Origin of the sequence: uncultured Streptococcus sp., assembly GCF_963545685.1 — a bacterium.
Classification (GTDB): domain Bacteria; phylum Bacillota; class Bacilli; order Lactobacillales; family Streptococcaceae; genus Streptococcus.
Window position 1 is genome coordinate 1 of sequence record NZ_CAUUKN010000040.1, and the last position, 13364, is coordinate 13364.

The 13364-nt window shown below is 41.0% G+C and carries 14 protein-coding genes and 1 pseudogene; 6 read left to right on the plus strand and 9 right to left on the minus strand.

Going from position 1 to position 13364, the window contains the following annotated elements:
* Both RWZ99_RS07215 and RWZ99_RS07220 read left to right on the plus strand, forming a co-directional pair.
* Positions 1-326 (plus strand): annotated as a pseudogene (locus RWZ99_RS07215) (DeoR/GlpR transcriptional regulator); the annotation flags it as partial.
* Complete coding sequence (locus RWZ99_RS07220) at positions 319-1128, plus strand: Cof-type HAD-IIB family hydrolase (protein ID WP_314677444.1); 810 nt, start codon at positions 319-321, stop codon at positions 1126-1128. The pseudogene RWZ99_RS07215 and the gene RWZ99_RS07220, both read left to right, overlap by 8 nt.
* Positions 1129-1259: 131 nt before the next feature.
* Here the strand turns inward: RWZ99_RS07220 and RWZ99_RS07225 are convergent, their stop codons facing one another.
* From RWZ99_RS07225 to pbp2a, 5 genes are all read right to left on the minus strand, one after another.
* Positions 1260-1748: a phosphatase PAP2 family protein gene (locus RWZ99_RS07225; protein ID WP_314677473.1), complete on the minus strand. Its 489-nt coding sequence runs from the start codon at positions 1746-1748 to the stop codon at positions 1260-1262.
* A 123-nt stretch (positions 1749-1871) separates the two neighbouring features.
* Positions 1872-2411: a transcription termination/antitermination protein NusG gene (gene nusG, locus RWZ99_RS07230; RefSeq protein ID WP_314677445.1), complete on the minus strand. Its 540-nt coding sequence runs from the start codon at positions 2409-2411 to the stop codon at positions 1872-1874.
* Positions 2412-2611: 200 nt separating this feature from the next.
* Positions 2612-2788, minus strand: coding sequence for a preprotein translocase subunit SecE (secE, locus tag RWZ99_RS07235; protein WP_002883656.1), 177 nt, complete (start codon positions 2786-2788; stop codon positions 2612-2614).
* A gap of 8 nt (positions 2789-2796) precedes the next feature.
* Positions 2797-2949, minus strand: a complete 153-nt coding sequence (gene rpmG, locus RWZ99_RS07240) for a 50S ribosomal protein L33 (RefSeq protein WP_002886472.1) — start codon at positions 2947-2949, stop codon at positions 2797-2799.
* A 48-nt stretch (positions 2950-2997) separates the two neighbouring features.
* A complete protein-coding gene (gene pbp2a / locus RWZ99_RS07245) occupies positions 2998-5325 on the minus strand; it encodes a penicillin-binding protein PBP2A (RefSeq protein ID WP_314677450.1) in 2328 nt (775 codons plus the stop codon).
* A gap of 65 nt (positions 5326-5390) precedes the next feature.
* Here pbp2a and RWZ99_RS07250 point away from each other — a divergent pair, with 65 nt between their 5' ends.
* The 4 genes from RWZ99_RS07250 to RWZ99_RS07265 all read left to right on the plus strand — a co-directional run bounded on the left by RWZ99_RS07250 (position 5391) and on the right by RWZ99_RS07265 (position 8021).
* Positions 5391-6263: an RluA family pseudouridine synthase gene (locus tag RWZ99_RS07250; protein WP_314677452.1), complete on the plus strand. Its 873-nt coding sequence runs from the start codon at positions 5391-5393 to the stop codon at positions 6261-6263.
* A 180-nt stretch (positions 6264-6443) separates the two neighbouring features.
* Positions 6444-6776, plus strand: a complete 333-nt coding sequence (locus RWZ99_RS07255) for a TM2 domain-containing protein (protein ID WP_314677455.1) — start codon at positions 6444-6446, stop codon at positions 6774-6776.
* On the plus strand, positions 6776-7081 hold the full coding sequence (locus RWZ99_RS07260) for a DUF2752 domain-containing protein (protein ID WP_314677458.1): 306 nt from the start codon (positions 6776-6778) through the stop codon (positions 7079-7081). Before RWZ99_RS07255 ends, RWZ99_RS07260 begins: the two co-directional genes overlap by 1 nt.
* A gap of 94 nt (positions 7082-7175) precedes the next feature.
* A complete protein-coding gene (locus RWZ99_RS07265) occupies positions 7176-8021 on the plus strand; it encodes a superinfection immunity protein (protein ID WP_314677460.1) in 846 nt (281 codons plus the stop codon).
* Between the two features lie 75 nt (positions 8022-8096).
* On the opposite strand, the gene groL is transcribed toward RWZ99_RS07265, so the two are convergent.
* The 4 genes from groL to RWZ99_RS07285 form a co-directional block, all read right to left on the minus strand.
* Positions 8097-9716, minus strand: a complete 1620-nt coding sequence (gene groL, locus RWZ99_RS07270; RefSeq protein WP_314677463.1) for a chaperonin GroEL — start codon at positions 9714-9716, stop codon at positions 8097-8099.
* Positions 9717-9760: 44 nt separating this feature from the next.
* Entirely contained in the window at positions 9761-10048 is a 288-nt protein-coding gene (groES, locus tag RWZ99_RS07275; RefSeq protein WP_314677465.1) for a co-chaperone GroES, read from the minus strand.
* Positions 10049-10213: 165 nt separating this feature from the next.
* Positions 10214-11017, minus strand: a complete 804-nt coding sequence (locus tag RWZ99_RS07280; protein ID WP_002883592.1) for an ABC transporter ATP-binding protein — start codon at positions 11015-11017, stop codon at positions 10214-10216.
* Positions 11017-12957 (minus strand): ABC transporter substrate binding protein, encoded by a 1941-nt coding sequence (locus tag RWZ99_RS07285; RefSeq protein ID WP_314677470.1) that lies wholly within the window; start codon positions 12955-12957, stop codon positions 11017-11019. Before RWZ99_RS07285 ends, RWZ99_RS07280 begins: the two co-directional genes overlap by 1 nt.
* Positions 12958-13364 lie beyond the last annotated feature (407 nt).

Genomic DNA, 13364 nt, shown 5'->3' on the forward strand with positions numbered 1-13364 from the left:
TCTACTATTCACTTCACGAAGCACAGATCTTGCAACATCTACAATTTGACTTAGCTTTCTTTGGAGCGGCTAGTCTCAGTCAAGGATTGGTTAGCTTTGAAGATGAAGAAGATGTTGCCGTCAAACAGCTAGCCATGCAGGCTGCCAGAACCAAGATACTTATTGCTGAATCTGGTAAATATGAAAAGCATTCCAAATATATCTTGGGTAAACTTGAGGATTTTGACTACTGGATTACTGATAAGGAGCCTGATCCTGATTTAGTAAAATCCCTAAAAGGCAAGGTAACAATTTTATATGATGGAAAGGATAGCGATTATGAGTAATATTCGTTTGATTATCAGCGATATTGATGGGACTATTCTCACTAGTAAACACCAGGTAGATGAGCAACTGATCAAAGTGATGCCAGAACTTGAAAAAGCAAAGATACCTTTTGTTTTAGCTTCTGCCCGTTCTCCACTAGGGATGCAACCAATTGCTCATAAACTGGGACTTCATGAAAACCCTATCGCCTGCTACAACGGTGCTCTAGTACTTGAGGGTGATCGTACTATCATAGAACATCCTGTGGATAAAACTGAAATTCAAGAATTTCTTAACTACTTATCCACAGATTATCCAAGTGTCTCTGTGAATACCTACTCTGACAGGGACTGGATCACCAACCAACTAGACAAATGGTCTCAGTTGGAAGGAGAAATCACGGGTGAATCTCCTATTATTAAGGAACTCCGAGATACTGTCTCAGATTCAAAATCTCCTATCCACAAGCTATTGTTGATTGATGAGGCTGAAGTTATCCAGGACCTCCACCAAAAACTCCTAAGCATGGATTTTCCACAGACAGCCTTCTATTTATCTAAAGATAACTATCTTGAAGTTACAGCCAAACATGTTTCTAAAGAACATGCTCTCCTTGAGGTTGCTAAGTATTATGACATTCCTCTTGAACAAGTTATGACTATTGGTGATAATTTCAACGATAGTCCTATGCTGGCTCTGGCTGGTCTAGGAGTTGCTATGGGCAATGCACCTGAGGGAGTCAAGGAGACTGCAAACCTAGTGACAGCCTCAAATGATCAACATGGAGTAGCACAAGCTATCATAGAACATGTTTTAAACTAAGCCAATCTCTAATGGTGGGAACAACCTTTAATCGCCAACTCGAATTTTAGAACAAAAGGAAAGGTGCCCTAAGGGTCCTTTTCTTTTTTCAACGAAAAAAGCCTTACTCTTTCGAATAAGGCCAAGATTTTCTAAAGGTAAAGAAGGAGGCCCACAAGAATTCCAATGACATAGCCTGCCAAAACATCACTAGGATAATGAACACCACCTAGCACGCGCAAAATAGCCAAAATTGCTGCAAGAAAAAGCATAGTCCCACCTAGACACGGATTAAGCAATAAGGCAAACATGGCAATGGCTGTTGCTGAAAAAACGTGACGGCTAGGAAATGACTTGCCAAGACTGTCCTTCTTAATAAGGGGCTGAATGTTCCAGGTCTGATAAGGGCGTGGGCGATTATAAAGGCTACGACCAAGAGAAAGAAGAAAAAAGCCTCCTCCCATAATAAGCGCAGTCGTAAAAAGAACGAACCAGCCATCCCTATGCCAAAGCCAAATAAGTAGTAAGGGAAAGAGCAGATAGAAAGTTCTGGTTATAGCCTTATTCAACCCTTCTAAAACCTTAGCATAAGAACGTAAGGGCCTGCTAATCCTATCATAAAATTGTTTATAATTCATCATCATCCGTTAGAAAAAGGGAGTGAAACAGAACTAAATTAAAAATTAGTTTCTAGTCTCACCCCCAAAATTTGATTAACTAATCTTTAGTGGTTAAAGCCCTTGCTTCCAACCTTTTTGACTATTTTAAAGTTCAGCAACTTGGTAGAGTTCAAGCTCAGCAGCTGTTTCTGAACCAAACATGTTAATCATGATTTTAACCTTGTTGTTTTCAATTTCTACAACACGACCTTCTTGACCCATAAAGGCACCATCGATGATTTGAACCATGTCACCAACCTTGATATTCGTATCAAAGACATCAACTGTTTGACCCATTGAAATCAAGATTTGACGGATTTCTTCTTCCAAAAGTGGTGTTGGTTTAGAACGATTTCCGTGAGAACCAACGAAACCAGTAACGTTTGGAGTATTACGAACAACAAACCATGCTTCGTCTGTCATTACCATCTCAACAAGAACATAACCAGGGAAGCGGTTTTCTTCCACTTCTTTAACTTTACCGTTTTTCTCAACATTGACAGTTTGAGTTGGAATTTCAACACGCAAGATATTTTCAAGCATGTTATAAGTTTGAGCACGTTGCAAAAGATTTTCTTTAACTTTATTTTCGTATCCTGAATAGGTTTGAAGGACGAACCAGCCCTTGTCGAATGAATCTAGCATTTTAGGATTCCTTTCTTTGTTCTAAATGACATTTAAACACCATTGACCATCAATCTTCTAGGCTCAAGCGTTAAATGTAAATGAATGCCTATGTTTTAATTCAAAGCGTAATAAAAAAGCCTGTTGGCCCTTGTTATCGCTTTTACCTGCATTTATTATAACAAAAAAGAGCAGGCATTCCCACTCTTTTTGTGTTTTCTTTAGAAAAAGTTAATCAGTGCTGACATAGCGCGACTCAACAATTCATCAAACGCATAGATGATGACAGTGAAGAACGCAGTATACTCAAGAACTGAAATAAAATCGTGCCAACGTTGTTTACGGTCTGGCCAAGTCGTGTCTTTCAAGACTTTGAAAATACTTCCAGTTTGTCTCACGGTGTCTCCTATCTTGTTTCCTTATGCAAGGTGTATTTTTTACAATGTTTACAAAATTTGTTAACTTCTAGTCGTGTTGGTTTGGGGGTACTACTGACATTAATTGAATAGTTTCGGCTCCCACATTCAGCACACGCTAGGCTTGCTTTTTTCTGTGCCATAACGCCTCCGTTCTTTTTATCTTACCACTTTTAACTGCAATTGACAAGCTATCTGAATAGACCTGAGAAGGAGTCTGAAATCTTATCCCATAGACTGCTTGCTTGATCTTTGACATCATTGACAACGTCTGAAGCCTTGTCTGTCCATGACTTGTTATTGCTATTACGAGAGTCATTTGGATCTGCCGTATAGTCTAGTGTTTGACCATCAGCCGCATAGGCATTTTCAACGGTAAACTCATTACCTGGTGTATTTGGCAAAACGTCTGCAGCGATATAGCTGAAAATAGTTGAAGCTGTTCCCGAGCTTGCTCCTGTTAAGTAGTGACTCTCGTCAGTCTTATCAAAACCAATCCAAGTCGTCATAACCACATCAGGAGTATAGCCAATTACCCACTGGTCACTGGTCAAATCCTTGTTGAATTCAGCCTGAACAGTACCTGTCTTACCTGCCATAGTGTAACCCGTGTAGTTGGCATTAACAGCGGAACCATTTGAGAAGGTACCGAGCATCATACTGGTCATCTGGTTAGCTACAGACTGGCTAACGACACGTTTAGACTTCTTACTATGGGTAGCAATGATATCACCACTAGCATTTTCAATCTTCGTTATGAAATAAGCTGTGTTCATCACACCACCATTGGCAAAAGTCGCATAAGCCTGAGCCATTTGTAGAGGACTGGCTGTCACACCACCACCGAGTGAGATCCCTAATTCTTCTGGGACATTGTCAAAGTTAAGACCGAATTTCTGACCGTAACTAATCCCTTTTTGAATACCGATTTGGTTAAAGAGGTAAACTGCCGGAATATTGTAAGAGTTGGCCAAAGCTTGATACATCGGCACATCCTCAGTCTCAACACCACCATAGTTGGTTGGGGTATAGCCATTATAATCAATTGGCGTATTAGGAAGGTCCTTATTGATGCTCCATCCTGAAGCCAGAGCTGGAGCATAGACTACCAAAGGTTTGATTGTTGAACCAGGACTTCGCTTCCCTTGGGTTGCATAGTTGAAATTACGGAAGGTTGTATCACTTGTACCACCTACACGACCTACCAAACCACGGACTGCTCCAGTTGATGGATCAAGCGCTACGCTAGCTGACTGGGCTGTACTACCATCACTTTCTGACGTTGGGAAGAGATAGGTGTTTTCATAGGTCTGCTGCATATTAGCTTGTGAGTTGGCATCCATCTCTGTATAAATTTTGTAGCCATTTTTAACAATTTCATCCTCACTCAAGCCATAAGTCTTCGTAGCTTCTTCAATGACAGCATCAAAGTAAGACGGATACCTATAGTCATCACCTGTTCCTTGATAAGTATCATCCAAGCGACTAGCCATATCAACTCCAGCTGCACTATCAGCATCAGCTTGACTCAACTTCTTATCATCTACCATATTGGCAAGAACAGTGTTTCGACGGTTGGTCGCATTTTGGATATTATCAATCGGATTGTAAATTTCAGGCCCCTTAAGCATACCTGCGAGTGTCGCTGCCTCATCCACCGTTAGATTAGCAGCACTTGTCCCGAAATATTTTTGGCTAGCATCTTCAACACCCCAAACACCATTTCCGAAATAGGCGTTATTGAGATACATGGTAAGGATTTCTTGCTTACTATATTTCTTGGTTAATTCCAGAGAAAGAAAGAATTCCTTGGCCTTACGAGTGACTGTCTGTTCCTGAGTCAAAAAGGCATTTTTAGCCAACTGTTGCGTGATGGTCGAACCACCACCAAATCGACCCATAGAAACCATGGCTAGTAGGAAACGTTGGACGTTAACCCCACTATTTTTGTAGAAGGTACGATCCTCCGTTGCAATGACGGCATTCTCTAGGCTATCACTAATAGCATCTAGCTCCACATAAGTCCCTTTTTGCGCTGACAATGAACCAGCTTGATTGCCTTCTTTGTCATAGATAACCGTAGTAGCCTTCAAGGCATCCTGAAGATCTGAAACATTGGTCGTCTTAGCGATATAGAAGAGATAGGAGCCTACTGTCAGAACCAACATGGCTACCAAGATAAAGAGAATTTTACCAATATGATAGCGACGCCAGAAACGGCGAATAGGATTTCTTGGCGAAAGAGTGAATTTGCTCAAGAAAGCCTGAACCTTACCTAGGGGTTTGGTCGTGTCAATAGGTTTCTTTTGCTTAGAACGTTGGTAACGAGAAGTCTCTTGACTTTCTCGTGACATATCAAGTTCTTCAACAGCTTGTTCAACCTCATCAGGCTTCTTGGCAAAGAGACCTTTTATCTTATCTTGTAAATCCTTCGATTTTCCAGCAGGCTGGGATTCCTTACCCTTTCCGCTAGTTTCTTCTTTAAAAAGTTTGTTTTTTAGATTATCAAAAAATGTCATAGCCATATTATACCAAGTTTTTACAGGTTCTGTCCTCTTTTAAACGTTCATGATATAATGAAACCATGACTTTACATGTAGAAATTATCAATCCCTATCCTGCAACAACTGTCAAAGAATTACTTGAAACCAAGCTCCTCATTCCTCGTAAGATTCGTCATTTCCTACGCACGAAAAAACATGTCCTCATCAACGGAGAGACCATTAATTGGCAGAGCCCCGTTAAAAAAGGTGATAGGATTAGCCTGACCTTTGACACAGAGGACTATCCTAATAAAACTATCCCTATGGGAGACGCCAATTTGGTAGATCCTCTCTATGAGGATTCGCATATCATCGTGGTCAATAAGTCTGAAGGAATGAAGACGCATGGCAATGATCCCACAGAAATCGCTCTTCTTAACCATGTTTCAGCTTATTGTGAACAAACCTGTTACGTCGTTCATCGACTAGATAGGGAAACTAGTGGGGCTGTGCTTTTCGCTAAAAATCCGTTTATCCTGCCAATTCTTAACCGGCTTTTAGAAGATAAGATGATTCAGCGTCAATACTGGGCATTGTCTGAAGGTAAATTTCAGACCAAAAAAACTGTTTATAAGGACAAGATTGGACGCGACCGCCACGATCGTAGAAAACGGGTGGTTGATTCTAGAAAAGGGCAGAGTGCCTATACAACCGTCACATGCCTCAAAACCTTTGAAGGAGCCAGTCTGGTCAACTGTCAACTAAAAACCGGCCGGACCCACCAAATTCGTGTGCATCTGGCCCATCACGGTCATGCCATTCTGGGGGACCCACTTTACAGCCATCAGCCAGCATCTCGACTCATGCTACACGCGCACACTCTTAGTTTCACTCACCCCTTAACACTCGAAAAAGTTACTGTTAAGGCCCAGTCCGATAGTTTTGAGAGAGTGTTGAGAAATCACAAACCATAGAAGCAAGCTCACTTTCAGACATGGTGCGAAAAGATTATCCTAATGATCCTCTAGTGATAAGACAGTGGAAGCTTGCAAATAAGTTGCTTTTATTGACTTCAAAAGCCTTGACCACCTTGAATCTCCCTTTACATTATGTTATCCTTTACATATCATTTAAAATTTGAGGGGTATTTAATTATGAATCCAGTCGATCAATGGCTAGCAATTAACGCCAAGTATTTCCCAACAGAACAAGTTCAGTACATCCGCCAACGTCTTGAGGCACTTCCTGAACAACAACTTTCAATGCTTTACGCAATCAGCTTCCAAGATCCTATGATGATGCTAATTATCTCACTTTTTGCTGGTTCTCTTGGAATCGACCGCTTTATGTTGGGGCAAGTTGGTCTTGGTATCGGTAAACTTTTGACATGTGGTGGTTGTGGTATCTGGGCAATCGTTGACTGGTTCCTCATCATGGATGCTACTCGCCAATCAAACGCTCAAAAACTTTTTGCTGTTATTGGGTAATGAAAAGCTATTTCACACGCTTGTGGGCCTACCACCAGCGTTTTTTTAGATTATATCTCTTAGTTTTAATGGCAATTTACGGAGTCTACCTTTTACATCTCCCAACACCACTCAGCCTTATCCTAAAGCCTTTAGGACTCAAGAGTTGGAGCGCAGGTCTAACACGCGCTAGCGTTAGACTACTACACCTAGATTGGCAAGGAGCCTGGGACTATAATCCACTGATATACCCTCTAGTGGTCTACATCTTAACCTATTTCTTTCTCTTTCCCATATTTAGTGACAAGAAGATTAAAAAGAAATAAACACTCCTATCCAACTCCCATTGCACATCCCTTACACTATTGCTATAATTGTAATCATCAAAATTTATAATCGAAACAAATGGAGGCTAACTATATGAAACAACAAGATTGGATTGATTTTTTCCAAGCAGTCCACGGACGTAACCCAAGTATCCAAGAAATGGCTGAAGCAGCCAATCGAGGCGAGTTTGTCCGAGAAACTCCTAAACAAACTGTCGAAGCAACAAAAAACTTCTCACAAAAAGAGACTATAGAAAAGGCGCAAAACTCAGAAGCTGTTGAATATACAGAACCTGTACCATCAGCAGATACTGTAGAAACTGCCGAAAATGATGTTGACAATTATGATGTTGCTGAAGAACCCTTAGTTGGTTCTAGTATTGATAAAAGACAAACTTTCCAGACTCCTAACCTAGGTCAAGAAGCTCCAACAGCCAACTTTCAAGAGCAAATAAATCCAATACAAGGCACTACTAATAAGTCTTTAAATTCCTTTGCCGAGCAAGCTAATGTAAGCTTCCAACAAACAAACAGCACCCTTAATGAGCCTTGGAAGAAGCCAGAAAATAAGTCCCAAACAAACCTCATCATGATAGCCATCGCTTCTATCCCAGTTATCCTTTGGGCTCTTGCAATGATACTCTTTGGAATTGCCAGTGATGATCTTAGTGGCGGCTTGCTCACAGCTGTTTTCTCCATCATCATTTTTTTCCCCTTGGTAGTACTTCAAATATTACCTGCTCTTCTAAATAAAACAGATAAAAAATGGCCAATCTTTATCCTATCCTTTCTTCTAGGCTGGACATTCATCGGTTGGGTTATCTTTCTTGTTGTTTCTATCAATACGAATAAGGAAGCAGAACGCATTAGACAGCAACAAATGATGATGCAGATGTCAGGTAACCAAGGAAGTTCTGATATGTTTAACCCTTTTCACTAATTAACAATAAATAATAAAAAGAAAACCCAGAAAAAGTTTCTCGACTTTTCCTAGGTTTTTTTACTTTCTTAAATCTTAGTAACCCATCATACCTGGATCCATAGCTGGCGCTGTTGGAGCCTCTGGTTCAGGCTTGTTGGCAACAACTGCTTCAGTTGTCAAGATAAGACTAGCTACTGAAGCGGCATTCTGGAGGGCAGAACGTGTGACCTTAACTGGATCAATAATTCCTGCTTCAACCATATCTACCCACTCACCGTTGGCAGCGTTAAAGCCTGTACCAACTGGGCTGTTCTTCAATTTATCGATGATAACTGAACCTTCATAACCGGCATTATAAGCAATTTGACGAACAGGTTCTTCCAAGGCGCGGAGGACAATATTACGTCCTGTAGCGTCGTCACCTTCAAGATCAAGTTCAGCAACCTTAGCAATGACGTTAACTAGGGCTGTACCACCACCTGCTACGATACCTTCTTCAACAGCAGCACGAGTAGCATTAAGAGCATCTTCGATACGAAGTTTCATTTCTTTAAGAGCTGTTTCAGTGGCTGCACCAACCTTAACAACTGCAACACCACCTGACAATTTAGCCAAACGTTCTTGAAGTTTTTCACGGTCAAATTCAGATGTTGTTGTCTCCAATTGAGATTTAATGAGGTTAACACGGTTAGCAATTGCTTCTTGGCTTCCTGCTCCTTCAACGATAACTGTGCTATCCTTATCCACAGTTACTTTCGAAGCCTGACCAAGTGCTGCCATAGTTGCATCCTTAAGTTCAAGACCAAGATCCTCAGTAATCACAGTTGCTCCAGTCAATACAGCAATGTCTTCCAACATCGCTTTACGACGGTCACCAAAGCCAGGCGCTTTAACAGCAACGACATTGAAGGTTCCACGAATCTTGTTAAGAACAAGCGTTGGAAGAGCTTCACCATCCACGTCATCAGCAATAATCAAAAGTGGACGACTGGTCTTAAGCACTTCTTCCAAGAGTGGAAGAACATCTTGGATATTTGAAATTTTCTTGTCAGTCACAAGAATAAATGGATTTTCAAGATCTGCGACCATTTTTTCATTATCAGTAACCATGTACTGAGAAAGATATCCACGGTCAAACTGCATACCTTCAACCACTTCGAGTTCTGTCTCCATACCACGAGACTCTTCAATAGTGATAACACCGTCATTACCAACGCGTTCCATTGCTTCTGAAATGTATTCACCAACTTTTTCAGAACGAGATGAAACCGCTGCGACTTGAGCAATAGCAGCCTTATTAGCAACTGGTTGTGCAATGGCTTTAAGCTCTTCCACAGCTGTAGCTACAGCTGCTTCAATCCCACGACGGATACCGATTGGATTAGCACCAGCTGTTACATTTTTGAGCCCCTCACGAACAATAGCTTGTGTCAAAACAGTGGCTGTAGTTGTTCCGTCACCAGCAATATCATTAGTTTTTGAAGCCACTTCGCTGACAAGCTTGGCACCCATATTTTCAAAGTGATCTTCAAGTTCAATTTCTTTAGCAATTGTCACACCATCATTAGTGATAAGCGGTGAGCCAAAAGCCTTTTCCAAAACAACGTTTCGACCTTTAGGGCCAAGCGTTACCTTAACTGTATCAGCTAAAGTATCAACACCACGAACCATTGCTGCGCGTGCATCTGATGAAAATTTAATATCTTTTGCCATAGTTACTCCTTCTTTATCTTAATTTATATCTGATTAGCAAGAGCCTAAGTTAGGACTGCTAAAATATCTGCTTCACGGATAATTGAAACGGAATCTTCTCCGTCTTTAACACTGACACCTGCACCATTTTCAACAAGGACCTTATCGCCTACTGCAACACTAGGTGCAATTAATTCCCCGGTAAGAGTACGGATGCCTTCACCTACTGCCAAGACCTCGGCAGTCTTAGTAGCTTCATGACTAGCTCCTGCCAATACGAAGCCACTAGCTGTTTTTTCTTCTGTTTCTTCAAAACGGACGACGATACGATCGCCCAATGGTTTTAATGCCATACCAATTACCTCCAAATGTTATTTATTATTAGCAACGTTTAATACGTTATTTTAGCACTCATACTCAATGAGTGCTAATCTATATATTCATTTTAGCACTTGGTCAAAAATAGTCAAGAAAAAACTACCCAAAATCTAAACTTTGGATAGTTTTTTTCTAGTCTATTAACCGAGTACCAAGGCATCGTCATTGAGGACTTGTCCACTATTTTTGTGGAAGAGATCCATAAGTTCTGCAACAGTGAGGTTTTTCTTTTCTTCACCTCGCACATCTACGACGATTTTACCATGATAGAGCATGACAAGACGATTGCCATATTCAATGGCATGTTCCATATTGTGGGTAATCATAAGAGTTGTCAATTCTTGTTCTTCAACAATCTTACGCGTCAAATTCATGACCATGTCACTTGTCTTAGGATCTAGTGCTGCCGTATGTTCATCTAGCAGCAAAATCTTTGGACGAACCAAAGTCGCCATAGCAAGTGTCAAGGCCTGACGTTGTCCACCTGACAAGAAATTAGCATCAGTCTTCATACGATTCTCAAGACCAAGACCAAGATCTACCAAGGCTTCCTTGAATACTTGACGTTCACTTTCAGTAATAGACTTTTTAAAGAAGCTACGTTTCTTACCACGACGATAGGCGATTGCCATATTTTCTTCGATAGAAAGGTTTGTCGCTGTACCCATTCGAGGATCTTGGAAAACACGGCTAATGTCTTTAGAGCGCTCATCTACAGATGCTTTCTTAATAGATTGACCCTCCAACAAGATATCCCCCTCATCAATGCTGAGAACACCAGCAATTGAATTCATCAAGGTTGATTTACCAGCACCATTTCCCCCGATGACAGAGATAAAATCTCCCTGCTCAATGTCGAGATCTAAACCACGAAGGACGTGATTTTCATTGACTGTGCCTTTTTCAAAGGTTTTATGAATCTGTTGTAAACTAAGTAAAGCCATTACTTGTCACCTCCTGGAGTCAAGGATTTGTTAGGTTTGATTTTCAATTTTTGTCGTACTTCAGGCACATAAAGGATGATAGCAAGCAAGATGGCTGAAGCCAATTTCAACATTTGAGCATCAACGTTCATGGCAAGGATAATAACCAAGACCAAACGGTAGAGAACAGCTCCGACAACAATTGACAAGAGACGTTTGCCAAGTGGTAAATACTTAACGATAACCTCAGCCAAGATGATTGCTGCCAAGCCATTTACGATTGTACCAGTACCCATATTCATATCCGCATAGCCATTGTTTTGAGCTAGGAGGGCACCCGATAGGGCAATCAAACCGTTGGAAATCATGTAACCAAGAATCTTCATACGATCAACCTTGATCCCATTAGCTTCACCCATGGCAAGGTTATCACCTGTTGCACGAAGAGCAAGTCCAACCTGTGTATTAAGGAGAACAACCAACATAAACACTACAAGACTAACAAAGATTAGTCCTAATAGAATCACACCATTCAGCTTAGACAAACCAAGCCCCATCACCATAGTTACCAGCGTATTATGTCCTGAAAGAGAAACATTGGCACTTCCAAGAACCAAAAGGTTAACTGAATAGAGCCCTGTTAAGGTAATAATCCCTGTTAAGAGTGCTGGTATCTTCATTTTGGTATGCATAAAGCCAGAAACAGCTCCTGCAAACATACCAGCTACAAAACCACCTAGAGTTGCAAAGATTGGGTTGATACCACGGATAATCATGATGGTTGTCGTTGCAGCACCAAGTGGGAAGGCCCCCTCAGCTGTCAAATCAGCAAGGTCCAAAATACGGAAGGTAATGAAGACCCCAATAGCCATAATCGCCCAGAGAAGCCCCTGAGAAATGGCTGTCAGAACCACATTTGAAAAACCATTCTTAGATGACTTATTCACCTTAAGCTTAATGACACCCTTATCTTTTTTGGCAATCGGTTTGTCATCTTTCGTTGATACTTTAGATTCCTCATCACTAATGCTAGAAACATCGATGCCAAGTTCTTTAGCCATATCATGGTTAACCACAACATTTAGAGTTTTAGGATACTCCGCATCAATGTCCTTAACTTTCTCACCTCGTAGAACACGACCTGCCAACTTACCTGTTTGACGACCAAGCGCTTCATAGTTGGTTCCATAAGTGAATAGGACACCTTTTTCCACACTACCAGCATCACTACCAACAACAGGAACCTTAGTTTCTTTAGAAAGGTCTACCAAGGTATTAATAGCACTAACAATGGTATTGTCAGTCGGGATGAAAATAACTTCAGTCTGACTCATCAAGCTTTTGGCTGTATCTTGGATATCGTTGGTTGATGAAATCCCCTTTATAACCGTTTCAATACCAGCTTCCTTGAAGTATTTCTTGGCTTCTTCAACCTGAACTTCTGAGTTACGCTCGCTGGTCGTATACATAATCCCAACTTTTTTAGTGTTTGGAAGGACCTTTTTCAGTAATTCAACCTGTTTGTTGATAGGAGACATGTCACTTGTTCCCGTCACATTTCCACCAACATTGTCCATAGACTTAACCAACTTAGCTGAGACAGGATCTGTCACTGCCGTAAAGAGAATTGGCTTATCCTTTGTTAAACTGCTTAGTGACTGGGCTGCTGGGGTTGCGATAGCCAACAAGACATCATTATCTTCAATAAGCGACTGAGAAATCGTCTGCAAGTTTGACTGATCTCCCTGTGCATTCTGATAATCGATTTTAATGTTCTTACCGTCGACATAGCCTTCCTCTTTGAGCTCTTCAATGAACCCTTTACGTGTCGCTGTCAAGGAAGGATGCTCCACATATTGGAGAACACCGACGTGAACCAAATCTTTGTTAGAAGCATTGGAACATGCCACCAAGAGGACAGCTGTTATGACAGCCATCATACTAACCAAGAATTTCTTCATCTTGTACACCTCTGTTTTTTTATTCTATCTATTTCCAATTTCCTTTTATGGTCTTCTGGAGCGTGGGAGCCACAGGGAAAACAATCGTTTCATTGCCCACAGAAAATCCTCAAGTCTTCAAGAGCATCCCCGAGTGATACAATCACTCTATTTATCACGTCAAAAGTAAACTAAAATTTGCTGTATAAAGAACAAGCCTAGCTTAAAATGAGAAATCAAAAAATAGACCACGGTATGAAAAAACCAGTTAGGACAGGCCCAACTGGTTTTCTGCATCTTGACTAGTACAAGATAGCTTATGTCACCGGTTAGACCTATTCATCTAATCGGCTAATCCATCACAAAATGCTTCAGCTTCATAGATACAAACTTATTGACGCTTGTATCTTGAAACACAAACGTCCTAT